Genomic DNA, 25,548 nt, shown 5'->3' with positions numbered 1-25,548 from the left:
TATAATCATGACAAATGAATACCTGCTGCAAAAGATCGAACTGGTCGTGGACAGGCTTATGAACCTGGGCGGCAGCGACTACGAGAAGGATAAAACTGTCGTCCACGCCGATACCAAAAAGGGAATTGTCCAACGGGATTTCGGCATTGAGGAATGGGACTGGCCCCAGGGAGTTGGCCTATATGGTTTGTATAAGCTGCAGAAGTCCGACGGCGGCAACCGGTACACGGAATTCTTCCGGCACTGGTATTCCCGCAATCTGGAGGCGGGTCTGCCCTCCAAGAACATTAACACTACTGCCCCTTACCTGGCTTTGGTTCTGCTCCTGGACCAGCTTGAAGCATCCGAACCGCTGGAGCAGTTATGCCGGGAGCATGCGGACTGGCTCATCCATGAGCTGCCGAAAACCAAAGAGGGCGGCTTCCAGCATACCGTCACTGCCATCGGCAACCGGGACGGCGTCCACCTGCACAACGGGCAGCTGTGGATTGATACCCTCTTTATGGCGGTGCTGTTCCTGAACCAGGCGGGACGCAAGTTCAACCGGCCAGAGTGGGAGCAGGAAGCGGTACGCCAAATCCTGATTCATATCAAATACCTGTACGACAAGCATACCGGACTGTTCTTCCATGGCTGGAGCTTCGAGCGCAACGATAACTTCGGCAGCATCTTCTGGTGCCGCGGCAATTCCTGGTTTACCTACGGCTTGGTGGATTATTTGGAAACCTGCGCGGATACGCTGAACCCGGGCGTTCGTCAATTCCTGGTGGATACGTATAAGGCTCAGGTCAATGCCTTGGTTCCACTCCAAGCCGCTTCAGGTCTCTGGCATACGGTTCTGCAGGACCCGACCAGCTACGAAGAGGTATCCGGATCGGCTGCCATTGCCGCGGGTATCCTCAAAGGCATCAAAACCGGTCTTCTGGATTCCTCCTATCAGGCTGTTGCGGACAAGGCCATTGAGGCGGTCTGCCAAAATATCAGCGAAGACGGAACCGTGCTGAATGTATCGGCCGGAACCGGGATGGGAATGGACAAGGAGCATTATCGAAACATCACCATCATGCCCATGGCATACGGTCAGTCCCTCACTCTTATTGCTTTGTATGAAGCTCTAAAATAATACAGCTAAACCGGAACGCTGATGTGGTGCGCTTCCTTCCCAGTAGACAGGTCAATGGAAAACCTTGTTTACGGGGAAGGAAGCGTTTTATAATACAAATGGAATTTAAGGAGGGGGCCGATTGCATCCAACAAGCTGGCCGGGTTATATAACCCGTAGAATAAAGAGCAGCTTCAAGATCAAGCTGATCGTGCTGCTCTCATGTATGGTAGCACTTGCCTTTGCCTTGGCAGGCTGGATGGTATACCGGTCCAACATCCAGTTAATGGAGGATGAAATCAGCAAGCAGTTCTCCATTGCCAACGAACAGGCATTGGCCAGACTGGAGATGTCCTTCCAGGAAATCAACCGGGTATCCCAATCCATAATCTTGAATCCGTATATCGAGCAATTCCTTAGAGAGAACACCGTTCTCCCAAGCGATTCCTATACGGAATTCAAGAACCGCAAGTATGTGGAGGAGCAGCTGAACATGCTCTTGGTGGATGCGCCGATGATCCGCTCTGTTTTTTTGTACAATGAAAATCGGGAAATGACTGTTCTCTCCAAAAACGGTGCATCCGGGGAGATGGGAGCGGATGATCTGGCACGGATGATGGACAAGCTCAAGCCTCACCGGGGGAATATAATCTGGGGCCGGGCAGAAGCGGCCAGTACCATCGATCCCGACGGGCGGAGAACCGTTCTGGTTGCTGCCAGGCGGATGCTAAATGAAAAGCTGATGCCTTATGGCACCATGGTTTTGGTAATGGAGGAAACCCTAATCTCCAAGGTGCTGCGGGATATTACGGAGAACGGCAAGGTGCTGCTGCTGGAGCCCATGGGAAGTATGCTTTATTCCAATGCCGACCAAAGCGAATTGGGCCAGCTTATGCAGCTGACACAAGAGCCTTATCCCCGGTACGTCAAAATGAACGGCATCACCTATCTGTTTGTCCGCCACGAGCTGATCCCGGCGGGCTTTACCTTATACGGCGGGGCATCCCTGCAGGAGATTCAGAGGAAAAACAAGGACATAATCCAGGTCTTTGCAGCGGCGGGAATCGGCGTGATCCTGCTCAGTGCGCTGCTGATTACCATATCCACCCGGACTCTCCTGACTCCTTTGGCACATCTGATGCAGGGGCTTCGAACGCTGCGTTCCGGTGATTTCACCGTCCGTGTGCGGGTGGACTCCGGAGATGAGCTGGGTTATATCGGCGACAGCTTCAACAGTATGGCGGAGCAGGTAAGCGAGCTGATCAATAAGGTTTATTTGGCCCAGATCAGTCAGCGGGAATCGGAGCTGAAGGCCATTCAGGCGCAGCTGAATCCTCATTACTTGCATAATCTGTTCAATGAGCTTTATTGGAAGCTGTACGGCGACGACCAGGAGGAGGCAGCGCTTCTGATCAATGCGATCTCGGAGATGCTGAAATATTCCCTGAAATCCGTCCAAACGGATACCACCCTCGGGGAAGAACTGCATCAGATCAGAAACTACATTAAAATCCAGACAGAGCTGTTTACCGGCGAAATTGAAACCATTATTCAAGCCGAAGAATCCTTATTGAGCCTGCGGATGATGAGGTCTCTTTTGCTGCCTGTGGTAGAAAATGTGTTTGTACATGCCTTCCGCGATATGGACTTGGACCGGGTGCTGCGGATTAAAGCCTACGTGCAGCAGGAAGCGCTGCATATTGAGGTGGCCGACAACGGTTGCGGCATGGATCAAACCACCCTCAAGGCTCTGACGAAGGCGGAAGCGGTGCCGGCTGATGGCAATAAAACAGGCATCGGCTACAAAAGTGTACTGCGTCGTATTGAATTGGTGTACGGGCCCGAATATGGGGTGGAGATTACAAGCACTCCCGGGAAAGGAACCGTTGTTCATATGACGCTTCCGATTCAGGCTGCTGTTCTGGAAAACGGGGAGGGGGGGAACGGATGAAGGGCAAGCTTTTTGTCGCGGAGGATCAGCCCAATTTCCGCAAGGGATTGTTGAAGCTGGCGGGAAAACGCTCCGCCGAATGGGTGGTGACAGGCGAAGCGGCCAATGGCCGGGATGCCTTGTCATTAATGGAGGGCAACGTGCCGGATCTCCTGCTGACCGATATCCGGATGCCTCATATAGACGGCCTGCAGCTGGCCGAAGAAATCCGAAACCGCGGCTGGATGACCAAAATTGTGATTGTTACCGGTTTTAAGGACTTTACGTATGCCCAGGCTGCCGTCAAGTTCGGGGTGCTGGATTTTATCACGAAACCGTGTGTGGAAACGGATATTTTAAGCGTGCTCGACCGGATTTATGTGCAGCTGATTGAAGAGAGCCAGTCCCAGCTTGTGGTGGAGGGCTGGAAGCGGCAGCATGAGGACAGTGAGCTGCGTTCGGCGATGATGGGTATGCCCTGCAATAACGCAGAGGTGGAATCGCTGCTGCGTCGGATGGGGAAGTGCGAGCTGTTTGTGCTCCGTATTCCCAACTATTTTCCTCCGGAGAAGCATTATTCCGCCCAGGATGTGCCGCTTCTGCAGTTTGCTTTCGTGAATATAGCGGGAGAACACCTGAATAAATGGTTTCCCGGAGGTTTCCGGCTGTTTCCGTTGAACGCTTCGGAATGGGCATTATTAATCGACCGGAATGTTTCCAGGCCGGAAACCGCCTTCTCCTGGCAGCAGATCCTCTCCGAATCTGTCCAGCATTATCTCCGGCTGATGCTCGAATGCAGCGTTCAAGGGGTATGCGGCAGTATGGAGCAGCTGCGGGAAGGCTACAAACGGTATTGCCGGGAGGGCGACAGAGAGCACGCCTCCGTCAATGAATCCCTCCTTAATCAGACGGCCTTGTACGAGAAGGAGACGGAGATTGTCACCTGGCTGATGTCGGAGGATAACGGCAGACTGAGCAGAGAGCTGCAGGAGCAAGCCCTGCGTATTAGCCATCTGCCCCCGCAAACTGCCAAAATCGAAGCACTGCTGCTGGCGTCCGCCATTCTCCGGCTGGTGCAGGTCCAGTTTCCCGAATGGCAAATGGCCGTATATCCCATCGAATGGGATACGGTCTACAAATGCGTCACACCGGAGGATATTACCGCTTGGCTGCAGGTATACATCCATGAATTTCTGGAGTCCTACAACAAATGGCTGGCCAGCAAAAACGATAATCCGGTGAAGCAGGCCATCCGGTTTATGGAGGAATCCTACATGGGAGGCTGCGGCTTGGCGGAGGTGGCGGCTCATGTCCATCTGAACCCCAGCTATTTCAGCAACCTGTTCAAGAAAGAAACGGGAGAAAGTGTCACCGGCTACATCCAGAATTTGCGGGTACAAAAAGCCAAGCTGCTGCTGAAAAGCACCGATATGAAAATATTCGAAATTTCCGAGGCGACGGGCTTCAATGATTCCAATTATTTCACGCATATGTTTAATAAAATAGCAGGTGTTTCCCCGAAGGAATACCGCAAACAGATGGCCGGCAAGTGATTCTCCCATGGATGGCCCTCCGAAAACAGCTCATTTACACCAAGCCGCAGACGGTGTTAATATGAGGTTTTGAAAGGAGTGGGATCGGGATCATGGGAATCCGTTTTGTCAAAACGGCGGCTGCCGTTTATTTGTCTATTCTCGCCGCCAAGCTGCTGCATCTGGATTATGCCTTAAGCGCCGGACTTATAGCGGTGTTAGGAATTGACGTTACCCTGAAGCGGAGCCTCAACACCATTCTGGTGCGTATAGCCGCTTCCTTATCAGGGCTGTTAATTGCTTCGGTTATTTTTTTGCTGCTGGGTTTTCATCTATGGACCATTCCGGTGTTTGTGCTCATTGTGTATCCTTTACAAGCCCGCTTCAAGCTAAGCGACGGGATTGTATTAAGCTCCGTGCTGGTGTTCCATATGGTGGACAAGCAGGTGGTAACCTGGGGCAACCTGTTCAATGAGGTGGCGCTCTTGTTAATCGGCATGGGGATTGCTTCTATTATGAATCTGCTGTACCGGCCGCGGACGGATGCGGATCTGGAGGCCGCCAAACGCAGGGTAAACGGGCTGTTCTCCGCCATCTTCCTCCATATGGCCGATCATCTCCGGGACCCGGCCACGGTTTGGGACGGCAATGAGCTTTTGGAGGCACCTGAGGCCATCAAGGAGGGGCTGGAGCTGTCACGCCGCACAGCCGAAAACAAGCTGTTTCAGGCGGAGGACCAGTGGACCCCTTATTTCGAAATGCGGCGCCAGCATTTTGATTCCATCCAGAGGATGATTGATCTGCTGGCCCAGGTATACCAGACGCTGCCTCATGGGGAAGCGGTGGCTGGGCTGTTCGATTCCTTAAGCGGTGGTGTGAAATCCGACTATTATGCCGGAGAGGTGGAGGTGTCCCTCTTGCAGCTGGAGAAGGAATTCAAAGCCATGCCGCTGCCTGTAACCAGAGAGGAATTCGAAATGCGCTCCGCTCTTCTCCAGCTCTGCCTGGAGCTCAAAACGTATCTGGCCATGTCCCGGAAGGGCAAAAAAATCCGCCGGCAGGAGGGGGAAGCGGCACAACCTGCCTGAATGCAGGCTTGTCCGCAACATATTTTGTCCCTTCCGGCAAAAATAGTTGTCACTCTAGACGAATGTCCTGCATACAATTACATTGAATGATTGTATGGAGGAGGTTGACAGAATGTCTACTTATACAGATAGAGACTTGCAAGCAAGAGAGATTATTACGAAAGCAGTGTGCGGCAAAGGTCGTAAGTTTAGCCAAGTGAGTCATACCGTGGTTCCGCCTCATGCTCCTACCAGCATTCTTGGCGCCTGGATTATCAACAACCAGTACGAGGCCCAAAAAGCAGGCGAGAGCGTTGAGGTAGTCGGAACCTACGATATCAACATCTGGTACTCTTACGACAAGAACACGAAGACCGATGTAGCCAAAGAAACGGTCTCTTATGTGGATACGGTGCCGCTGTCCTATCTGGACAAAAAACACAGAGGCATCACCGCCGAAGTATCCGCATTGGCTACCCAGGAGCCCAACTGCATTGAAGCAGTGGTTTCCTCCTCCGGCACAGGGGTTGTGATCCGGGTGGAGCGGGAGTTCAAGGTGGAGCTTGTGGCGGAAACCAAGGTGCGGGTCATCGTCAGCCCTTATGACCTGGACGACGAGGACAAGAATCTGGACTTCGATGCCGCCGCTGATGACGGCGACTATGAGGATTTGGATCCTGATCTTCTGGAGGACAATTGACAGCCTTCCCCCAAAAGTCCGAAGGGTCCTGCAGCGGATTTCGGTGCCTTTTGGGGGATCCCCCACCAGAATTTGCGGGTACACCGCATTTTCTGCGAAGATCCTTCTTCTTACTTACAGGATATGCCGCATAATGCTTTTCGGATGGGGGCGAATGCCCTCTTTTTTGTTAAAGTTAAAAAAATCTCCAATCATAAAAAGGCGGGATCGCCATGTCCATGTTTGTGTTATACGGTGGTGTTGCGTCGGTGGGGATGCTGCCCCTTTACTTGAGGATTCCCTCAGGAGAGCGGCTGCCGGCGGGAAAATCTCCCAAGGCCGTTCTCCAGTGGGGAGTGCCGGCTCAGGATGCCCAAGCCCAATTTGTGCTGAATCCCTTGAAAGCGTTGATCCGGGCAGGCCACCGACGCACCTGCCGGGAGTTCTGGCGACAGAACGGCATGAAGGCGGCCGGTGAAAATGAAGAATGGGCGTATGAATTCCAGGTGGCCGTGTTCCAGATGGATGCGTTGGCGATTTGGACCAAAGCGGGCCCCGCCGCGTTGGTGCCTGCCGGAGGCAGGGCCCGTATGGTCCGGAGAGGAAGGCTTTTGTCTCCGCCTGTAAGTGGCGGAGCTGCCGGATGGCGGGAGCTGCCGCCGGAGGAGCAGGAGGCTTATCATATCCGACGGGCCAAGCGGGATGCGGTTAGAGCGGTGTATACGTTGGGACTTTGTACAGGACTGGTGAAGGTGGGCATCAACCGGGAGGGGAATACGGTTCTGATCGGACTGGAGGCTTGTCCGGTATTGGATGACAGGCTGGCGGAGCTGTTTGCCGAGGCGATGAACCGGTATGCGGAGAAGCTAGAGGCGGCAGAAAAGACGGAAGGGAGCTGGCAATCCGGCCTTGCTGCGCCAGCGGGTGTCCGTCTGGGAGCAGACCCGGAGTTTGTGCTGCGCCGTCCGGACGGCGGGTTTGTGCCTGCCAACCGTTTCCTGGAAAAGTCAGGTACGGTAGGCTGCGATGCCGTTGTGCTGTCCCGGGACCGGGTGATCCATCCCTTGGCCGAGCTCCGGCCCAAACCTTGTGACACGCCCCGGGAGCTGGTACGGGAGCTGTACCGGACCATGCGCCAGGCTGCGCGGCAAATCCCGGATACCTCCTTGTCCTGGCTGGCTGGGAGTATGCCCGGCAAGGGGCTCTCCACAGGCGGGCATGTGCATATCAGCGGGGTCTGGCTGCATCATCATTTGCTCCGGGCCTTGGACAATTATGTTGCTCTTCCTTTGGTTTTGGCGGAGGGAGAGGCGGCGGGACAACGCCGGCCCAAATACGGGTTTCTGGGCGATGTCCGCCGCAAGCGCCACGGTGGCTTCGAATACCGGACGCTGCCCAGCTGGCTGTCCGACCCGGATCTGGCCTTGGCTGTCCTGACGCTGATGCATACTGTTGCCCTGTACTACCGCGAGCTCCGCCAGACACCCCTGGATCATCTGGATGTCCAACGGGCGTATTACAACGGCGATAAGGCCGAGCTTCTGCCCATTGCCCGGAAGCTGTGGGCGGATTTGATGCGCCTGCCCGCTTACCGCAACAGCCGGGCGGTATTGGAGCCGTTCCGGGAGCGTCTGTTCCGGATGGAGGGCTGGGATGAGCAGGCAGATTTCCGCAAGCCGTGGAAAATCCCGCCTTATCAAGAGAAAGGCGCCACTCCCCCCGCATTCATGCTATAATTAATGATATGTTTTGAGAATATCTGCAAGAAAATCAAATGTTTCGTGACCGTTCGACAGTACGGCGGAGGATGGATATGGCTAAATATACACCGATGATGGAACAGTATCTGGCCGTCAAGGCCCAGGTACCGGATGCATTTTTGTTTTTCCGGCTTGGCGATTTTTACGAAATGTTCTTCGAGGATGCGATTCAGGCATCCCGGGAGCTTGAGATTACCCTGACCGGCAGGGAAGGCGGCGCGGAGGAGCGCATACCCATGTGCGGCGTGCCTTATCATTCAGCGGACAACTACATCGCCCGGCTGATTGAGAAGGGGTACAAGGTCGCCATCTGCGAGCAGATGGAGAGTCCGTCGGAGACCAAAGGTATGGTCCGGCGGGAAATTGTGCGCATTGTCACTCCGGGCACCCTGATGGACGGCAAGCTGCTCAGCGAATCCGTCAACAATTACATAGCGAGTGTGATTAAAGAGGAGAATGGGATCGGCTTTGCCGTGTGCGACATCAGCACCGGTGAGCTGTATACGGCTGCATTGCCGGGTACGGAGGCGCTGTTGGATGAGCTGTCCGTATACGGTCCCAAGGAAATCATCGGCACGGCAGAAGCGGTGGAGTGGCTGAAGAGGAATGGGGCTTCGGCTCTCCGTCCGCCTGTTTATACGGTGTGGGACAAGGAGGATCCCCAAGCGCTGGAGGCCCAGTACGGGGAGGAGGAGCTGAGGAAGCTTGCTGCCTTAACCCGCCGGACCGTCTCCCTCTTGATCGCTTATTTAGGCGAAACCCAGAAGCGTTCCTTGGGGCATATGACTCGGATCGAAATTTACCGTCCCTCCCAATACATGGTGATGGACCCGTTTACCCGCCGGAATCTGGAGCTGACGGAAACGGTGCGTGATCGTGCGAAACGCGGCTCCCTCCTGTGGCTGCTGGATGAAACCGTCACCTCCATGGGTGGTCGTCTGCTCCGCCGTTGGATCGAGAAGCCCCTGGTAAACCGGGATCGGGTGGAGGAGCGGCTGGAAGCCGTGGATGCCCTGTACAATAATCTGATTGTCCGGGAGGATCTGCGGCAAAGCCTGAAGGATGTCTATGATCTGGAACGGCTGACGGCCAGAGTGTCATACGGCAGCGCCAATGCCAGGGATATGCTTGCGCTGAAGATATCCTTAAGCCGTATGCCGGAAGCGGTGCGCCTCTGCCGGGAATCCGGATCACGGTCGCTTGCGGCCCTGGTAGACGGATTGGATGAATGTGCTGATGTCCAGGAGTGGATCGCCTCTGCCATTGTGGACGAGCCTCCCGTTTCCGTCAGGGACGGCGGCATGATCCGGCTGGGCTATAACGATCGGCTGGACCAGTTGAAGGAAGCCAACCAGAACGGCAAACAATGGCTGGCCGAGCTGGAGCAGAAGGAGCGGGAGCGCACCGGAATCCGCTCTCTGAAGGTCGGCTTTAATAAAGTGTTCGGCTATTATATCGAAATTACGCGCAGCCACCTGGCCAACCTGCCGGAAGGTCTGTATGAACGGAAGCAGACCTTGGCCAACGCGGAGCGCTTCATTACCCCCGAGCTGAAGGAAAAGGAGGCGCTGATCCTCGAGGCCGAGGAGAAGATGGTGGATGTGGAGTACGCCCTCTTCAACGAGCTGCGGGAGAAAATTGCCCTCCAGGTCCACCGGTTGCAGCGGCTTGCTGAAGTGGTTGCCGCCGTGGATGTGTACCAGTCGCTGGCCTCCGTCAGCGCACGCCGGCGCTTCCGTAAGCCGGAGCTGTCGGCCGGTTATGATCTGACCGTTGCCGGAGGCCGCCATCCTGTGGTGGAGGCGGTGATGCAGGATGGCTCCTTCGTAGCCAATGATACGGCCATGACGGCGGAAGGCGGCCCCATGCTGCTGATTACCGGCCCCAATATGGCCGGCAAAAGCACCTACATGCGCCAGGTGGCCATTATTTGCATTATGGCCCAAATCGGCTGCTTCGTACCGGCGGAGAGGGCGGTTATTCCCATGACCGACCGGATCTTCACCCGGATCGGGGCGGCGGATGATCTCATCGGCGGACAAAGCACCTTTATGGTAGAGATGATGGACATCCAGGTGATGACGGAGAAGGCTACACGCCAGAGTTTGGTCATCATCGACGAACTGGGCAGAGGCACCTCCACCGGGGAAGGGATGGCCATCGCCCAAGCAGTGATCGAGTTTATGCACGACCGGGTGGGGTGCAAAACGCTGGTCTCCACCCACTTCCACGAGCTGGCCCATCTGGAGGAGAGCCTGGCCGGGCTTAAGAATTACTGCATGGCCGTGAAGGAGAGCGACGGCCAGGTTACCTTCCTGCGCAAGCTGATTCCCGGTGCGGCCAGCACCAGCTACGGCATCTATTGCGCGCGGATTGCCGGTTTGCCCGGCGGTATTATCGACCGGGCGTACCAGCTGCTGGGCGCCTTCGAGGAGCGCGCAGGGGCGGTAGAGGCGGCGGTGTCGCTGGAGCGGGAGTCTGAGGAGCCTGAGCTTGTACCAGCGGTTCCTGTTGTGCCTTCTGCCTCGGTTGCTGCTGCTCCCGAAGCCTTAGCTCCTGCGGTGCAGCTGAGCCTTTTCGGGCTGGAGGAGGACAAACCCTCTGCAGCGGATAAGGCCAAACGCAAGCAGGATGCTCGTACGGAAGGGGTTATGTCCTCCATCCGGGAGATGGATCTGATGAATATGACCCCCATGATGGCCATGAACCTGCTTTATGAGTTGAAGCGGAAGCTGGACGGAAAATAAATCCAATACAGACATGACGAGAGGGGATTCACCCATGAGATTCGCCTTAATCAATAAAAGCAGGGCGGCAGACCGCAAAAGCCGTTTGCCCGTCTGGAAGAAAATCGGCTTGTCGGCGGTTGTGGCCACCCTTGCCCTTCCTGCCTGGAGCGCTTACGCCAGCGTTTCCTCAGACAGAATGCAGCAGGTATTGGAGATTCTCTCCACAAGCCATGTGAGCGGCGCCTCGGAGGAAGCCTTAAGTGATGCGGCTATTCAAGCCATGGTGCAATCGCTGAATGATCCGTATACGGAATTTATGGACAAGAAACAATGGAGCCAATTCGAGGGCAGTCTGGCCCGCAATTATGTCGGAGTGGGGATTCTCATCAGCCAAACGATGGAAGGGGTCTACATCGAGCAGGTATTTAAGAACTCCTCTGCGGAAGCGGCAGGCCTGCGGGCCGATGATATCATCGTGAAGGTCAACGAAACCGAAATTACGGCGGACAATGCCAAGGATGTAGTCACCTTTATCACCGGTGAGGAAAATAGCAATGTCACCATCACCGTGCTCCGCGGCGGCGAGCGGCTGGCTCTGACCATGCCGCGGAAAGCCGTTTCCCTGCCTGTGGTGGACAGTGCATATCTGGATGGCGGTGTGGGGTATCTCCGGGTATACAGCTTCTCTGATAATTCGGATGAGCAGTTTACGGAAATCCTGGACGGGTTCCGCGCCAAAAGCGATTTCCGCTCTTTGGTTATCGATCTCCGGGACAACCCTGGGGGTCTCCTGGAATCCGCGGGGTACATGGCCTCCAATTTTATTAAGGACAAGATTCTGATCCACACCAAAACCCGCAACGGAACGGATAATCCGGTCAATATTGTCGGAGGCACCACCTTGTCCCAGCCCGTATACGTGCTGGTTAATGAGAACAGCGCCAGCGCTTCGGAAATCCTGGCAGGTGCGCTGCAGGATTACAAGGTGGCAGTGATTGCCGGTACCAATACCTACGGCAAGGGCAGCGTCCAGAATATCTACAGCCTGAGCGAAGGCTCCAAGCTGAAGGTAACCATTGAAGAATATCTGACGCCGTTGGGCCATCCGGTCAATAAGGTAGGCATCAAGCCGGATCTGGAGCTGGAAGGCGGTATGAACCAGCTGCTCCACGTGCTGCGTCTGGCGGGAGTCCAGAATTTCAAGGTGGAGAAAAAACGCTCTGTGGTTACGGTGAATGGCATGAAGGTGGAGGATTCCCTGCCCGCCGTTGAAGAGAACGGCAAGCTGTGGGTGCATTCCCGTGTGCTGGCTGCATTGGCCGGCGCGGAATTGAAGTGGGTTCCCGAGTCTCAGGGAGTGGAGCTGTCCGTGAAGGGACAAGCACCGGTTCTTCTGGCCGGCAGTGAGGCGAAGATGGTAGGCGATTACCTGCTTCTGGATGCCGCCGCTTTTGCCCGGAGCTTCCCTGGCATTAAGCTTGAGGGTACATTGGACCAGCTGGTGCTGAGCTCTGCTGCGGTGAACTGATATGGGTGTGATCCGGGTATTGGATGACCACATTGCCAATCAGATTGCGGCGGGCGAGGTTGTGGAGCGGCCCTCCTCGGTGGTGAAGGAGCTGGTGGAAAATGCCATCGACGCCGGAAGCACCCGGATCGATGTGACGGTGGAGGACGGCGGTCTGGCTCTGATCCGGATTGCCGATAACGGCAGCGGCATCGGGGCGGATGATCTGGAGCGTGCGTTCCAGCGCCATGCCACCAGCAAAATATCCTCGGGCAAGGACTTGTTTCATATCCGGACGTTGGGCTTCCGGGGTGAGGCTCTGCCCAGTATAGCGGCGGTATCCAAGGTGGAATGTGTCTCAGCTTCGGATGACAGCGGGCTGGGACGGCGCATTGAGCTTGCCGGAGGCCAGCTGCTTGCCCATGAGGATGCGGCGGCGAGCAGGGGCACGGACATCCGCATCAAGGAGCTGTTCTACAATACCCCGGCCCGGCTCAAATACATGAAGACCATCCAGACGGAGCTGGGACATATCTCCGACTTTATCTACCGGCTGGCCTTGTCCCATCCGCAGATCGCCTTTTTGCTCAAGCATAACGGGAATACGCTGGTTCAGACGCTGGGCAACGGGGACTTGCTGTCCGTTATTGCCGCCATCTATGGGACAGGCGTAGCCAAGAAGATGCTGCCGATCAAAGGGGAGAGTCTCGATTACCGGATCAGCGGCTATATCTGCCGTCCAGAGGAAACAAGGGCTGGGCGCCATGCCATCTCCACCGTCATTAACGGGCGGTACATCCGCAACTATGCCGTGGCGCAGGCGCTGGTCAAGGCTTACCATACACTTCTGCCCATCAACCGCTTCCCGATAGCCGTCCTGCATATTGAGATGGAGCCGTCGCTGTTGGATGTGAACGTCCATCCCTCCAAAATGGAGGTCCGGTTCAGCAAGGAGCCGGAGCTATTGGAATTTGTGGAGGAAACAGCTGCCCGCATTCTGCGGGGGACTGCCCATATCCCGCAGGGGGCCCAGCCCCAGGCCAAGGCGGTGGCTAAGCCGGCGGTGATCCAGGAGCAGCTGGAGCTGTACCGGCCCCAGCCTCAGGTTCAAGCTCAAGCTCCGTCAGGCGCAACCCCGGTAAGTGAGAAGACTGGACCTGTTCAGCCCCGTGAGCCGGAAAATGCTTGGAGCCGGGAGCAAACCCTTCCCTCCGGGAGTACACCGTACCCGGGGGAGCAGCAAGCTTCCCGCAGCACCGGGGCTGCTTCCGGTTATCCCGGTAGCCCATCTTCCACCAGAGCCGGCTCGTCCTCGGGCGTGGGGGCTGCTTCAGGCGGTTACCCGGCCCCCGCAAGAAACCTGCCCCAGCGGGAGCAGCCGCCCCGGCCTGAAACGGTGCAGAAGCTGCTGGTTTCACTGGAGCACGTGGACGGTACAGACACAGCCGATGAGGCGGAAGTGACTGATGCGCAAGCAGGTTCGAAGCGCAGCCTGCCGAGGCTGCCGGAGCTGGACCCCATCGGCCAGCTGCATGGCACCTATATTGTGGCGCAGAATCCGGAAGGGCTATACCTGATTGACCAGCATGCTGCCCATGAACGCATCAATTACGAGTATTATTACGATTTGTTCGGACGCCCCCAGGGGGCCAGCCAGGAGCTTCTGGTGCCTATAACCTTGGAATTCACTCCATCCGAGGCGGAGGTGCTGAAGGGCAGACTCTCGGTTCTGGAGCAATCCGGAGTTTATCTGGAAGCCTTCGGCGGCAGCACCTTTCTGGTCCGGGCGTATCCGCACTGGCTTCCCCCCGGGGAGGAGCGGGAGATTGTCACGGAGATCTGCGAATGGGTGCTGGCCGAACGCAAGCAGGTGGACCTGTCCAAGCTGCGGGAAAAAGCCTCCACCCTATGCTCCTGCAAGGCCTCCATCAAAGCCAATCAGTCCTTGACCCGGGTGGAGATGGAGGCGCTCCTGGACAGGCTCTCCTCCTGCAGAATGCCGTATACCTGCCCTCACGGCAGGCCCATCGTCATCAGCTTCTCCACCTATGAGCTGGAAAAGATGTTCAAGCGGGTCATGTAAACGGGCTTCGCTGCACACAAGAAAACGGACCGGAGCTTACGCTCGCCTGGTCCGTTTTCTTGTATTCAGTGCTGTCCGCTGTCAGCAGGGGCGGGGACGCGGACGGTGATGACAGGGACATGGCTTCGGCTGGGGCGGAAGCGGCCGGGGCGGATTGCCGTGATAACGCCGGTACACCCGAACGTTGGTGCGTTCGGTTATCCGAGTAAATCCATGGCTGACCAGGCAGGCATGAGCGTCGGAAAGCCTTTTGCCCACTTGGATTTCCTCCTTGCAGGGTGCGGCGCTGCCGACGACACAGCTTCCGGTAATCCGGAGCACGCCGTCAACGGTGGCAACCCGCAGAGTAACCACATCAGGCTTATGGACACGGCGGAAATTTCGGCTCATCGTAATCTCTCCTTTGCGGTAAGAGTTATTATAGTAGATGAGTCCATGAGGTTGTCTGTCACGGCCATGAGCCATGAGCCATACGCCCGATTCGCATTTCCGCGGATTGTGGTTTATAATGGGTAGGAATTATGCTAACATATTGACAGGGAATGGAAAATTATCATGCTTGTAACCACCTCGTATCATCCGTCGACTACGGAATTGGACCAAGCCCGGAGTCTGGCGGCCAGACTTGGCTGCCGGTATGTGCAGCGGAGGCAATCCTCCTTGCCCCGCCTTCAACGGGAGCATGGCACTCAAGATATTATAGTTGCTACTACCTTGGGGCTGCGGTATTTTCCCGAAGGAAGCAAGGAACCGTTTTTCTTTCATCCCAGCTCTGCCCAGGTGCGGATCAAACGACTGCTTCAGGGTATGGCCGATGGTTTGCTGGATGCGGCAGAGGTGCGGGAGGGGGATGTGATCCTCGACTGCACAGCAGGACTTTGCTCGGAATCCATTCTATTCGCCTATGCAGCAGGTCCGGCGGGAGCGGTAACCGCCTTGGAAAGCGAACCCCTCGTCGCCCTTTTGGTGGAGCAAGGCCTAAAAACCTACGAATCCGGGCTGGAGGTGCTTGATCAGGCCATGCGGCGGGTAAAAGTGATCCAGACCGACCATCTGGCCGAATTAAAGCGGCGGCCCGACAATAGTGTGGATGTGGTTTATTTTGATCCGATGTTCCGCCAGACCATTGAGGAGACTAACGCCCTTGCTCCCTTAAAGGCCATAGCCAACGATAGCGCCCTGCAGGCTGAAGCAATTCAGGAGGCCAAACGGGTTGCCCGGCGCCGGGTCGTGCTGAAGGAGCACCGGGAGAGCGGGGAGTTCGAGCGTTTGGGCTTCCGCATGTTATTGCGGCCCAATACGAAAATTGCATACGGAGTGATGGATGTATGAATAAGGCCGGACTCTTCCGTCATCCCGGGGACAAGCCGCCGCTATTGGTGCTGCTGGGGCCAACCGCCATCGGCAAAACGGGGCTGAGCGTGGAAATTGCCAAACGCTACGGCTGCGAGATTATCTCGGGAGATTCCATGCAGGTGTACCGGGGGATGGATATCGGAACAGCCAAGATCACCCGCGAGGAAATGCAGGGTGTACCCCACCATATGCTGGATATCTGCGAGCCGGATTACCCCTTTTCGGTGGCGGAATTTCAAGAAAGAGTGCGGCAGTTGATCTTTGACATCAGCAGCCGTGGTGCGGTCCCCTTTATTGTCGGGGGCACGGGGCTGTATATTGAATCCATCTGTTATGACTTCCAGTTCAGTGAGGTAGGCTCTGATGAGGAGTTCCGCGAGGAGCAGCGCCGGTTTCTTGAAGAGTTTGGACCGGAGGCTCTCCATACCAGGCTGGCCGAGATAGACCCGGACAGTGCCGGCAGGCTTCACGCCAACGATACCCGGCGGGTAATCCGGGCGCTGGAGGTATTTCACCTTACAGGACGTACGTTAACCGAGCAGCTTGCCGGTCAAACCAGAGAATCACCTTACAATCTGTGCCTCGTAGGCTTGACAATGGATCGGGATATTTTATATAACCGTATTGAAGCCCGCATTGACCAGATGATGGACCAGGGCCTGGTGGACGAGGTGAGAGGGCTTATGGCCCGGGGACTGACCCGAAGCCACATCTCCATGCAGGGCTTGGGCTACAAGGAGATTGCCGCTTACCTGGAGCAGGAGACAACCCTTCCCGAGGCGGTCCGGCTTCTGAAACGGGATACCCGCCATTTTGCCAAACGTCAGCTATCCTGGTTCCGTCATATGAAGGAAATTAACTGGATTGAAATACCGGAACATGCAAAACTTTCACGTATCCTGCACAAATTCCATGAAATACTAGCAGGAAAGTTCGAAGGACTTACGGAATATATTGGAGAGCATGAATATCCGCAGATTTGACATATAAGGCGTCTTACACTATGAAGGGGGATTCCATCCATGAACAAGTCCATTAACATCCAAGACAACTTCTTAAATCAGCTCCGCAAAGAAAACATCCCGGTAACGGTATATCTCACCAACGGGTTCCAGATCCGCGGCGTAATCAAAGCCTTCGATAACTTCACGATTATCGTGGACAGCGAAGGCAAGCAGCAGATGATTTACAAACACGCCATTTCCACCTTTACGCCGCTCCGCCCAGTTTCCTTCAACCAGGAGGTTAATAACGACTAAGCGGTCCGCGCCTGTCTGGATTGGAAAACGAAACCTTTTGCATATCCGGCACGTCAAATAGAATAGCGCCTGAGGAGCAATCCCTACTCAAGGGGTTGCTCTTATTATTACAGGACATATCCGACAAAGAGACAGGGGGATGAAGAGGTGGCCAACCGAAAACCCGCCAAACCCAAAACCAAGAAGCCGGGCAAGCGCCGCTTTTCCTATGGCAAGCTGTTTATCGCAATGGGCATTACCGCAGCAATCGCCATCGTATGCGCCACGATCGGCTACATGGTCATTATCTATAACGGCCAGAAGATTTTCAACGAAAATAAAGACAAGATGGACATGATGGAAGCCTCCATTATCTATGACATCAATGATAAGGAGGTTTCCTTACTGGGCCGGGAAAACCGGGAGCTGGTGGATAAAAGCGAAATTCCCAAGAAGGTGGCATATGCGTTCATCGCTACGGAGGATAAACGCTTCGAGCAGCATGCCGGTGTGGACTTCTGGGCCATCGGCCGGGCGCTTGTGAAGGACGTGGTTGCCCGCAGTGCAGTGGAGGGGGGCAGCACCATCACCCAGCAGCTGGCAAAAAATCTGTTCCTGGATTTCGATAAAACCTTCTTCCGTAAGGGAACCGAAATGTCCATTGCCTTGGCGCTAGAGGAGAATTTGGGGAAGGATGACATCATGGCGTTGTACCTGAACCGGATTTACTTCGGCAAGGGGGCATACGGCATTAAGGCGGCATCCAAGCTCTATTTTGGCAAGACCGATTTGAACCAGCTGGAAACGTGGGAAATCGCCGCCCTGGCGGCAACTCCCAAAGCACCGGCCATCTACGGGCCTATGGGCGACCCGGAGAAATCCAAGGACCGCCGCAATGTGGTATTGAAGCTGATGTATGACCAGGGTTATATTACCGAAGCCGAGAAGAATAAGGCCCAGGCTATGGAATATACCCCTCCGGCTCAAAAAACCGATGAGCTTCTGGTGTTTAAGGATTATGTCATCCGGGAGGCGGCGGAGAAATTCAAGCTGGAGGAGGAGGTCATCCGCCGGGGCGGTTTCAAGATCTACACCACCATGAATGTAGACGCCCAGCGGATTCTGGAAACGGCCTTTAAGGATCCGAAGTTCTTCCAGAAGGACGGCCCGGAGCAAAAAATGCAGGGCGGGATGGTGATCGTGGACAATAAGGACGGCGGGATTGTGGCCATGTCCGGGGGACGCGATTACGCAGCCAAGGGTTTGAACCGTGCATTGGTGCAGCGTCAGCCCGGCTCCTCCTTTAAGCCGCTGATTTCGTATGCGCCTGCTATGGAATTGCAGAGCAATAAATATAATCCCTACACCCTTCTGCCGGATGAGCAGAAGACCTACGCAGGCTACAGCCCCCGGAACTATGACGGCGTGTATCAGGGGGAGGTAACCATGATGGAGGCGCTCCGCAAATCCATCAACGCCCCGGCCGTATGGCTGCTGAATGAAATCGGCGTAGCCAAGGCCCGGGATTTCGTGAAGAAAATGGGGATCACCCTCGAAAGCCAGGACAACAACCTGGCCATCGCATTAGGCGGCTTGACCAAGGGTGTAACACCGCTGGCTATGGCTCAAGCCTACAGCGCCTTCCCCAATAACGGGATGATGAATACGGCCTACTCCATCCGCAAAATTGTGGACAGCGAAGAGAATACCGTTGCGTCCGTTAAGCTGGAGAAGACCAAGGTGATGTCGCCCAAAACCGCGTATTACATGACCGAAATGCTGAAGGGAGTAGTCAGCGGCGGTACCGGTACGGCGGCCAAGCTGAACCGTCCCGTTGCCGGGAAAACAGGCACCACCCAACTGGACCTGAAGGGTCTGGAGAAAAACAACCGGGATGCCTGGTTCGTCGGATATTCGGCGGAGTGGACGGCAGCGGTGTGGATGGGCTTCGACAAAACGGATACCAAACATTATGTGCTTCCGGCCAGCGGCTCCTTCCCGGCTGCCCTGTTCAAGGAGGTTATGAATAAGGCGCTGACTAATGTGCCGGCCAAGGATTTTGTGAAGCCCTCGGATGTGCCCAGCCTGACCGAGCCGCCTAAGAGTGTGGATAGTCTGAAGGCGGAGTTTATCAAGGATCCGCTGCCCAAGGTGGAGCTGACCTGGACGGGAGAAGCGGATAACAGCATCGGTGCTTATCAGATCTTCCGCAAGGAAGCCAAGGAGCAGGAGTTCCGGCAAATTTCCGAGCAGCTGAAGGGTAACCTCAAGTTCGCGGACATAACCATTAAACCGGGAGAGTCGTACGACTATTATGTAGTGCCGTACAATACCCAGTCCAATCAGGCTGGGGAAAAGTCCAATGTGGTGACGATGCAAATTCCTGCTGAATCAGCGGTCAGTCCGTCCCCGTCTGTTTCGCCAAGCGGCAGCCCGGGACCCGGCGGCAGTAATCGGCCCGGCGGCAGTCCGGGAACTCCGCGCCCCAGCGGCTCCGTGTCCCCGGCTCCCACTCCATCCTCCTCTGCCCAGGCTTCGGGTAAACGGTCGCCGGAGGGCAGCAAGGAGCCGGAGCAGGGAGGAGGCAATAACCGGCCGTCATCCTCCCCAAGCTCCAGGCCGTCTCCTGGCGGGCAGGTGCAGGGGGAAGCGAATAATGCCGGCAGTCCATCCAAAGCTCCTGCGGGAGGTCAATAAGCTGTTACACTGTCTTGCCTTTGTCCAATAAGAAGAACCAGCCTTGATGGAGGAAGCTCCATTGGGGCTGGTTTTTTGTTTTGTTTGAGCCTTTTTTCACAAATACTGCCGGATCAATACGCTCCTTAAATGCCGAAGTGGTCGTTATAATCGGCTTCTTGACGGGAATACAGCGTCCAGGAGGTCACGTTTTCGGAACCGCTTTCAACCGTCAGCTGAAACTGCTCCGCAACCTTCTCCACAAGACTGCCAAGCTGGAGGGCAGCGCTTTCAATGTGGCCTTCGATATAACCGCAATATTCCGGCACAGCCACACCGGAGCCCTTCGCTGCACCGCTGGGGGCCAAAGCCCGTGTTGTCGCTGCCGTAATCTTCACATGCTCCTGGGCACTCAAAAATTCAGCCAAAACCGTGGTAAGCTCTTCAGGCGATTGAATGGAAAAGCGGGTGTTGTCATGCTGTTGAACAAGAATCGGCATGGGAATCCCTCCTCGTCATGATTACCTAGTGTTACCTACTGCAATGTATTCCACATCTGAGGAAAAATCCCTTCTTTTTTGAATTAAAATCGTGGAGAAGGGTATTATGCCCGCGTCACATTGGCCAATGTGACAAGACATGAAAAATATGTTATTTTTAAATGTAATCAACACAGGCTGCAGCATAAGGAGGAACACAATTTATGACGATCCAGGCAAAACTTCTGACTGCCGGATTTGCAGCATGGACAGGCATGTGGATGCTGCTGTCCGGATGCGGAGCCAAGCCTGAAGCGGGTGCCGCTTCTTCTTCGCCTTCGGGAACGGTTCAGGCCGCGCCCGCAACGGTCAAGCCTTCGGCTTCGCCGTCTGTCTCACCATCCCAGAGCCCGTCCAAAAGCTGGACTCAGCCTCCGGAGATGTCCATCGACACCAGTAAGACATACAAAGCTGTATTCAAGACCAATAAGGGAAGCTTTACGGTAGAGCTGTTTGCCAAGGATGCCCCCAAGGCGGTTAACAATTTTGTCTTTTTGTCCAAGGAGCATTTCTACGACGGCGTGACCTTTCACCGCATTATCGAAAGCTTCATGATCCAGACCGGAGACCCCAAAGGCAACGGAACAGGAGGACCGGGGTATAAGTTTGCCCACGAGCCTACACAGTATAAGTATGACAAAGGCATCGTTGCCATGGCCAATTCAGGCCCGGACACCAACGGCAGCCAGTTTTTCATTGTCACCGGGAATGCCAGTCACCTGAATGCCAAGCCGGATTACACCGTTTTCGGAAAAGTAATTGAAGGTATGGACACGACTGTAACAAGCATCGCCAAAACACCGGTGAAAACCAATCCTCTTAACGGTAACGCAGAAACGCCCACGGAGAAGGTTACCATCGATTCCATTCAGATTACAGAAGAATAAAAAGCACACTGCTAGATGCACGACTACTAAGACTGAAGGGAATAACGCCTGTGAAACGTAAATATTCTGACCGGGCTAATTGGAGAAGGGTAACAGAAAAGAAATTCCAGGTCCGCACACTGCATGAACCGGAGTTTCAAGGCTACGTGGTGCTGTATCAGATCAAGCAGGTGCGGGATCCGTTGTGGAAGGAATACGACGGAAAACGGTATTGTGTCGCGGATGCCGGGTATGAGTGGCTTCAGCATTTCCAGAAGGGCGCCCATTACATTATGACCTCCATGTTTAATGACAAGGGGCAGGTTGTCCAGTATTACATCGATATCTGCAAGGTGCAGGGTGTGACGGACCGGGGTGTGCCATGGTTTGACGATTTGTATCTGGATGTGGTGATCCTTCCCGGAGGGGAGCTGTTCCTGCTGGATGCGGAGGAGCTGGAGGATGCTTTGAAGAAGGGAATTATCACCCGTGAGGATTTCGATATGGCATGGGCTGAGGCCAACAAGGTGATGGAGATGTACCGGGAAGGACGGTTTCCGCTCCTGAAGCTTTCCGGCAAACATTGGGGTTATTTCCACAGCCGTCAATAAAACAGGCTGCTCCTTTTCCATGGAGGTGAATCATGGTTGATGAAGCAGACAGGCAATAGGGTTTGTTTGCTCTTGCACGGCTTTACCGGAGGTCCTTATGAGGTGGAGCCGTTGGCGCAGGCGCTGGAGGAGGCGGGCTGGTACTGCCGTGTTCCCCAGCTTCCGGGTCACGACGAGGGGCTTGCGGGGCTCTGTGACACCACCTGTGATATGTGGCTGGAGGCGGCGTGCCGGGAAGCGGAGAAGCTGGGGCAGGAGTACGGAGAATTTGATCTGGTCGGGTTTTCCATGGGAGGCATGCTGGGCATCCATTTGGCTGCCCGGTATCCGGTCCGCAAGCTGGCTTTGCTGAGCGCCGCGGCAATCTATGTTAGCCCGGGACGGATGGTCCGCAACATGTGGCATATCCGCCATGAAGAGCGGAGTGTCCTCCAGTTTAAGCTGAAGCAGACTCCGGCCAAAGCCGTGCTGCAGTTTATGCGTCTTGTACACCGGGTTCGTCCCGATATTCCCCGGGTCACCGCTCCGGCACTGGTGGTTCAGGGCTTGCGGGATCCCATTGTTCATCCGGTCAGTGCCCGGTATCTCACCAAACGATTGCCCTGTGTGGCGGAAACGGTTTACTTCCCCCGTTCCAGGCACTTGCTGTGTTTAGAGGAGGAAGCGTCGGATGTAATCTGCAAGGTAAAGGGATTTTTTGAGACGTGAGCAGTGAAAAACGGGCACCCTTCATGGGTGCCCGTTTTCGGTTCACGGCTGCGGCTTAACCGTTAATCACAGTGCCGCCGTTGATATGCAGAACCTGTCCGGTGACATAAGAGGAGTCGCCGCTGGCCAGGTATACATACCCCGGTGCCAGCTCCTCCGGCTGTCCGGCCCGTTTCATCGGGGTATTGCTGCCGAACTCCGATACCTTCTTTTCGTCGAAGGTGGAGGGTATGAGGGGGGTCCAGATCGGGCCGGGGGCAACGGCATTGACCCGGATGCCCTTCTCAATCAACTGTGCCGACAGGGAGCGGGTGAAGGTCACGATGGCCCCCTTTGTGGCGGAATAGTCCAGCAGGTCCTTATTGCCTTTATAGGCGGTAATCGATGCTGTATTGATGATGGAGGAACCAGCGGGCAAATGCGGCGCAACTGCTTTGGTCAGATAGAAGAATGCAAAGACGTTAGTCCCGAAGGTCTTCTCCAGCTGTTCGGCGGTGATATCCTCCAGGGTGGTTTGAGGGTGCTGCTCAGCTGCATTGTTCACCAGGATATCGAGCTTGCCCAGCTGCTTCTTAGCGAAGTCCGCCAGCTCCTGGCAGGCCTTCTCCTGTCCCAGATCGCCGCTCCACAGGAAGCATTTGCGTCCTTCCTGCTCCACCTGGCGTTTGGTCTCCTCTGCGTCCTGATGCTCATTGAGATACGCCACCACCACATCGGCGCCTTCCTTGGCGAAATGGATGGCGACCGCACGGCCGATGCCGCTGTCGCCGCCGGTAATAAGGGCAGCCTTGCCGGTTAGCTTGCCTGCCGCCTTATACTTGTTATCTTCGAATGCGGGTAGGGGATTCATCTCCGATTCCAGGCCCGGCTGTCTGTCCTGGTGCTGGGGCGGGAATGTTTTCTTTTGGGTGTCCTGAGTATTGGTTGACATGATTTCATTCTCCTTTCAACGCTGGTTTCAAAAATACATGGTCCAACATCAGTTTGCCTAAATGAACAGGGTTTATGAACCTGCCTGCGACGCAAAAAGATTTTACCCTCCAGGCAAAAGGACTAAACACAATACCCCCTGAAAGCGGTGTGGCGCACCGAATGATTTTAGAGATGAAACAAGAATATTTCTCCTTTCTTTCGCCTATACTAAACAACGCAAGCTATTTTTCTTCAACACGGTCCAAGATGGCCGTGGATTGAAACTATGGAGGTTTGTTACCAGAATGCAAACAGGAACAGTAAAGTGGTTTAACGCAGAAAAAGGCTACGGGTTTATTACTTCCGACGAAGGCGGCGATGTTTTCGTCCACTACAGTGCCATCACCGGTGAAGGCTTCAAGTCTCTGGACGAAGGCCAGAAGGTCAGCTTCACAGTGGTGCAAGGCAACCGCGGTCCGCAAGCCGAGAATGTCAGCAAGTTGTAGGGCCGGTCTTCGGCTGTAACGGCGCATGACCTCAAAAAAACAAACACGCCTAAGCTTGGGCTGACCCGGCTTACGGCGTGTTTTTTTTCTGCGATTCTTTCCGTTTCTTTTTAAGCGGAGAATTGTGTACAATAAAGGCGGATGCACTTCATGGTTCAACCTTCCAATCTTGTCCGCCGCAGACGGCATTGGACAATCCGCCCGGCGAATATAATGGTCTCTAAGGACGTCGGCAAATTGGGGGAGTGGACATGAGCGTTCGCAGTATTCCGGGAGATTCGTTGGAGAGCGTCCGGGCTTCCCGCCAGATCAGTGTGGTGTTCCGCAAGGATGAACCGGCTGCCCAGCCTGTGGAGAACGGGAGCGGCATTCCCTTCGGCAATAAATTCCTGGAGCCCGGCACACCGTATGCCAATGTGTTCCGGGAGCTGAACCAGATGATCGGACTGGACAATGTGAAGGAGCTGGTGTACGAGGTATACGCCATGCTGCAGGTCAGTCAATACCGGGCGGAGGCCGGGTTAGTCGCCAATACCCACGTGTATCATATGGTGTTTAAGGGGAATCCGGGAACTGGCAAAACCACCGTGGCTAGGCTGATCGCCAAGCTGTTTCAGGAGATGGGGATCCTGTCCAAGGGACATCTCATCGAGGTGGAACGGGCAGACCTGGTGGGCGAATATATCGGGCATACCGCTTTAAAAACCAGGGAACTGATTAAAAAGGCACTGGGCGGGATTCTGTTTATTGATGAGGCATACAGCCTGGCCCGGGGCGGTGAGAAGGACTTCGGCAAGGAAGCCATCGACACGCTGGTGAAGGCGATGGAGGATTATAAGAATCAGTTTGTGCTCATTCTGGCAGGCTATCAGGAGGAGATGGAATTTTTCCTGAAGACGAATCCGGGTTTGCCGTCGCGTTTTCCCATCCAGGTGGATTTCGCCGATTATTCCGTGGACCAGCTGATGCAAATTGCCGAGCTGATGGTGAAGGAGCGCCAATATGCGCTTTTGCCCCAGACGGAGATGAAGCTGCGCCAGCATCTGGTCACCGAGAAGCTGCGGCAGGAGGACGGATTCAGCAATGCCCGGTACGTCCGCAATACCATCGAAAAAGCTATGCGCTACCAAGCGGTGCGGATTCTCCAGCAGAATCAGGGAGCGCCCTCCCGGTCGGAGCTGATGACCATCCGTCCGGAGGACTTGAAGTGGGAAAAAAAGAATGTGTAAAATGGACACGGCAAAAGGAGTCGATGCAATAGATGAAACCTATATCGCAGGATAATACGCAGCAAGCTCAGGAGCGGGCCGTTCTGGTCAGCCTGGTGTTGAAGGAGCGGGGAGCCAACGCCGAGCTGGCGGAGTATTCGCTGCAGGAATTGGTCCGCCTGGCCGAGACGGCTGGAGTTACAGTCATGGAAACCATGAAGCAAAGCCGGGATCGTGCCGATTCCAAATGGCTGATCGGCAAGGGCAAGGTGGAGGAGCTGAAGGAGAGGCTCCGTGAGCTGGATGCGCAAACGGCGATTTTCGATCAGGAGCTCTCCGGTATTCAGGTGCGGAATCTGGAGGAAGCGCTGGATGTGAAAATTATTGACCGGACCCAGCTGATTTTGGATATTTTCGCCGGACGGGCGAAAACCCGGGAGGGCATTCTCCAGGTGGAGCTGGCCCAGCACAGCTATCTCTTGCCGCGGCTGGTGGGACACGGCAAAAACCTCTCCCGTCTGGGCGGCGGCATCGGCACC

22 protein-coding genes are annotated in these 25,548 nt (G+C 55.3%); 19 read left to right on the top strand and 3 right to left on the bottom strand.

Annotation, left to right across the window (positions count from 1 at the left end; genetic code table 11):
* Positions 1-7: 7 nt before the first annotated feature.
* The 9 genes from ACI1P1_RS00625 (at position 8) to mutL (ending at position 14,389) form a co-directional block, all read left to right on the top strand.
* Positions 8-1,123 carry a glycoside hydrolase family 88/105 protein gene (locus tag ACI1P1_RS00625; RefSeq protein ID WP_416214415.1) on the top strand — a complete coding sequence of 372 codons (1,116 nt, stop codon included), beginning with the start codon at positions 8-10 and terminating at the stop codon, positions 1,121-1,123.
* A gap of 121 nt (positions 1,124-1,244) precedes the next feature.
* Positions 1,245-3,053, top strand: a complete 1,809-nt coding sequence (locus tag ACI1P1_RS00620; RefSeq protein ID WP_416214414.1) for a sensor histidine kinase — start codon at positions 1,245-1,247, stop codon at positions 3,051-3,053.
* Positions 3,050-4,585: a response regulator transcription factor gene (locus tag ACI1P1_RS00615; RefSeq protein ID WP_416214413.1), complete on the top strand. Its 1,536-nt coding sequence runs from the start codon at positions 3,050-3,052 to the stop codon at positions 4,583-4,585. Before ACI1P1_RS00620 ends, ACI1P1_RS00615 begins: the two co-directional genes overlap by 4 nt.
* A 92-nt stretch (positions 4,586-4,677) precedes the next feature.
* Positions 4,678-5,652, top strand: a complete 975-nt coding sequence (locus tag ACI1P1_RS00610) for an aromatic acid exporter family protein (RefSeq protein ID WP_416214412.1) — start codon at positions 4,678-4,680, stop codon at positions 5,650-5,652.
* 112 nt (positions 5,653-5,764) lie between these two features.
* Complete coding sequence (locus tag ACI1P1_RS00605; RefSeq protein WP_416214411.1) at positions 5,765-6,331, top strand: outer spore coat protein CotE; 567 nt, start codon at positions 5,765-5,767, stop codon at positions 6,329-6,331.
* 212 nt (positions 6,332-6,543) lie between these two features.
* Positions 6,544-8,046 carry a putative amidoligase domain-containing protein gene (locus ACI1P1_RS00600; RefSeq protein ID WP_416214410.1) on the top strand — a complete coding sequence of 501 codons (1,503 nt, stop codon included), beginning with the start codon at positions 6,544-6,546 and terminating at the stop codon, positions 8,044-8,046.
* Positions 8,047-8,123: 77 nt separating this feature from the next.
* On the top strand, positions 8,124-10,817 hold the full coding sequence (mutS, locus tag ACI1P1_RS00595; RefSeq protein WP_416214409.1) for a DNA mismatch repair protein MutS: 2,694 nt from the start codon (positions 8,124-8,126) through the stop codon (positions 10,815-10,817).
* A gap of 34 nt (positions 10,818-10,851) precedes the next feature.
* Positions 10,852-12,327 carry a S41 family peptidase gene (locus tag ACI1P1_RS00590; protein ID WP_416214408.1) on the top strand — a complete coding sequence of 492 codons (1,476 nt, stop codon included), beginning with the start codon at positions 10,852-10,854 and terminating at the stop codon, positions 12,325-12,327.
* Between the two features lies 1 nt (position 12,328).
* A complete protein-coding gene (gene mutL, locus ACI1P1_RS00585; protein ID WP_416214407.1) occupies positions 12,329-14,389 on the top strand; it encodes a DNA mismatch repair endonuclease MutL in 2,061 nt (686 codons plus the stop codon).
* A gap of 81 nt (positions 14,390-14,470) precedes the next feature.
* Here the strand turns inward: mutL and ACI1P1_RS00580 are convergent, their stop codons facing one another.
* Complete coding sequence (locus tag ACI1P1_RS00580; protein WP_416214406.1) at positions 14,471-14,779, bottom strand: hypothetical protein; 309 nt, start codon at positions 14,777-14,779, stop codon at positions 14,471-14,473.
* Positions 14,780-14,944: 165 nt separating this feature from the next.
* Between ACI1P1_RS00580 and ACI1P1_RS00575 the strand changes: the two genes are divergently transcribed.
* The 4 genes from ACI1P1_RS00575 (at position 14,945) to ACI1P1_RS00560 (ending at position 19,680) form a co-directional block, all read left to right on the top strand.
* On the top strand, positions 14,945-15,721 hold the full coding sequence (locus ACI1P1_RS00575) for a class I SAM-dependent methyltransferase (protein WP_416214405.1): 777 nt from the start codon (positions 14,945-14,947) through the stop codon (positions 15,719-15,721).
* A complete protein-coding gene (gene miaA, locus ACI1P1_RS00570; protein WP_416214404.1) occupies positions 15,718-16,728 on the top strand; it encodes a tRNA (adenosine(37)-N6)-dimethylallyltransferase MiaA in 1,011 nt (336 codons plus the stop codon). The genes ACI1P1_RS00575 and miaA overlap by 4 nt, the downstream gene beginning before the upstream one ends.
* Positions 16,729-16,767: 39 nt before the next feature.
* On the top strand, positions 16,768-17,004 hold the full coding sequence (gene hfq, locus ACI1P1_RS00565) for an RNA chaperone Hfq (RefSeq protein ID WP_113019641.1): 237 nt from the start codon (positions 16,768-16,770) through the stop codon (positions 17,002-17,004).
* A gap of 147 nt (positions 17,005-17,151) precedes the next feature.
* Positions 17,152-19,680 (top strand): transglycosylase domain-containing protein, encoded by a 2,529-nt coding sequence (locus ACI1P1_RS00560; RefSeq protein ID WP_416214403.1) that lies wholly within the window; start codon positions 17,152-17,154, stop codon positions 19,678-19,680.
* Positions 19,681-19,805: 125 nt separating this feature from the next.
* On the opposite strand, the gene ACI1P1_RS00555 is transcribed toward ACI1P1_RS00560, so the two are convergent.
* Positions 19,806-20,159, bottom strand: a complete 354-nt coding sequence (locus tag ACI1P1_RS00555; RefSeq protein WP_416214402.1) for a hypothetical protein — start codon at positions 20,157-20,159, stop codon at positions 19,806-19,808.
* Between the two features lie 203 nt (positions 20,160-20,362).
* Here ACI1P1_RS00555 and ACI1P1_RS00550 point away from each other — a divergent pair, with 203 nt between their 5' ends.
* Genes ACI1P1_RS00550 through ACI1P1_RS00540 form a run of 3 tightly spaced genes read left to right on the top strand, consistent with a single transcriptional unit; the run spans position 20,363 to position 22,383 of the window.
* Complete coding sequence (locus ACI1P1_RS00550; RefSeq protein ID WP_416214401.1) at positions 20,363-21,085, top strand: peptidylprolyl isomerase; 723 nt, start codon at positions 20,363-20,365, stop codon at positions 21,083-21,085.
* 50 nt (positions 21,086-21,135) lie between these two features.
* Entirely contained in the window at positions 21,136-21,675 is a 540-nt protein-coding gene (locus ACI1P1_RS00545) for a ribonuclease FAU-1 family protein (RefSeq protein WP_416214400.1), read from the top strand.
* A gap of 39 nt (positions 21,676-21,714) precedes the next feature.
* Entirely contained in the window at positions 21,715-22,383 is a 669-nt protein-coding gene (locus ACI1P1_RS00540) for an alpha/beta hydrolase (RefSeq protein ID WP_416214771.1), read from the top strand.
* A 55-nt stretch (positions 22,384-22,438) separates the two neighbouring features.
* Here the strand turns inward: ACI1P1_RS00540 and ACI1P1_RS00535 are convergent, their stop codons facing one another.
* A complete protein-coding gene (locus ACI1P1_RS00535) occupies positions 22,439-23,314 on the bottom strand; it encodes an SDR family oxidoreductase (RefSeq protein ID WP_416214399.1) in 876 nt (291 codons plus the stop codon).
* A 286-nt stretch (positions 23,315-23,600) separates the two neighbouring features.
* Between ACI1P1_RS00535 and ACI1P1_RS00530 the strand changes: the two genes are divergently transcribed.
* From ACI1P1_RS00530 to ACI1P1_RS00520, 3 genes are all read left to right on the top strand, one after another.
* Positions 23,601-23,801, top strand: a complete 201-nt coding sequence (locus tag ACI1P1_RS00530) for a cold-shock protein (protein WP_416214398.1) — start codon at positions 23,601-23,603, stop codon at positions 23,799-23,801.
* A gap of 251 nt (positions 23,802-24,052) precedes the next feature.
* Positions 24,053-25,030 (top strand): AAA family ATPase, encoded by a 978-nt coding sequence (locus ACI1P1_RS00525; RefSeq protein ID WP_416214397.1) that lies wholly within the window; start codon positions 24,053-24,055, stop codon positions 25,028-25,030.
* 32 nt (positions 25,031-25,062) lie between these two features.
* Positions 25,063-25,548 (top strand): HflX-like GTP-binding protein (locus tag ACI1P1_RS00520; RefSeq protein ID WP_463605670.1); only part of this gene is annotated, 486 nt, incomplete at its 3' end.

The sequence above is a fragment of the Paenibacillus mesotrionivorans genome (assembly GCF_046098205.1).
In the GTDB taxonomy this organism is placed as follows: Bacteria; Bacillota; Bacilli; order Paenibacillales; family NBRC-103111; genus Paenibacillus_AR; species Paenibacillus_AR mesotrionivorans.
This window is presented reverse-complemented; position numbering and strand designations above follow the sequence as displayed.

Coding starts and splice junctions, on each gene's coding strand:
- ACI1P1_RS00625 (WP_416214415.1), top strand. CDS start 8: ATGACAAATGAATACCTGCTGCAAAAGATCGAACTGGTCGTGGACAGG.
- ACI1P1_RS00615 (WP_416214413.1), top strand. CDS start 3,050: ATGAAGGGCAAGCTTTTTGTCGCGGAGGATCAGCCCAATTTCCGCAAG.
- ACI1P1_RS00610 (WP_416214412.1), top strand. CDS start 4,678: ATGGGAATCCGTTTTGTCAAAACGGCGGCTGCCGTTTATTTGTCTATT.
- ACI1P1_RS00605 (WP_416214411.1), top strand. CDS start 5,765: ATGTCTACTTATACAGATAGAGACTTGCAAGCAAGAGAGATTATTACG.
- ACI1P1_RS00600 (WP_416214410.1), top strand. CDS start 6,544: ATGTCCATGTTTGTGTTATACGGTGGTGTTGCGTCGGTGGGGATGCTG.
- mutS (WP_416214409.1), top strand. CDS start 8,124: ATGGCTAAATATACACCGATGATGGAACAGTATCTGGCCGTCAAGGCC.
- ACI1P1_RS00590 (WP_416214408.1), top strand. CDS start 10,852: ATGAGATTCGCCTTAATCAATAAAAGCAGGGCGGCAGACCGCAAAAGC.
- mutL (WP_416214407.1), top strand. CDS start 12,329: ATGGGTGTGATCCGGGTATTGGATGACCACATTGCCAATCAGATTGCG.
- ACI1P1_RS00580 (WP_416214406.1), bottom strand. CDS start 14,779: ATGAGCCGAAATTTCCGCCGTGTCCATAAGCCTGATGTGGTTACTCTG.
- ACI1P1_RS00575 (WP_416214405.1), top strand. CDS start 14,945: ATGCTTGTAACCACCTCGTATCATCCGTCGACTACGGAATTGGACCAA.
- miaA (WP_416214404.1), top strand. CDS start 15,718: ATGAATAAGGCCGGACTCTTCCGTCATCCCGGGGACAAGCCGCCGCTA.
- hfq (WP_113019641.1), top strand. CDS start 16,768: ATGAACAAGTCCATTAACATCCAAGACAACTTCTTAAATCAGCTCCGC.
- ACI1P1_RS00555 (WP_416214402.1), bottom strand. CDS start 20,159: ATGCCGATTCTTGTTCAACAGCATGACAACACCCGCTTTTCCATTCAA.
- ACI1P1_RS00550 (WP_416214401.1), top strand. CDS start 20,363: ATGACGATCCAGGCAAAACTTCTGACTGCCGGATTTGCAGCATGGACA.
- ACI1P1_RS00540 (WP_416214771.1), top strand. CDS start 21,715: ATGAAGCAGACAGGCAATAGGGTTTGTTTGCTCTTGCACGGCTTTACC.
- ACI1P1_RS00535 (WP_416214399.1), bottom strand. CDS start 23,314: ATGTCAACCAATACTCAGGACACCCAAAAGAAAACATTCCCGCCCCAG.
- ACI1P1_RS00530 (WP_416214398.1), top strand. CDS start 23,601: ATGCAAACAGGAACAGTAAAGTGGTTTAACGCAGAAAAAGGCTACGGG.
- ACI1P1_RS00525 (WP_416214397.1), top strand. CDS start 24,053: ATGAGCGTTCGCAGTATTCCGGGAGATTCGTTGGAGAGCGTCCGGGCT.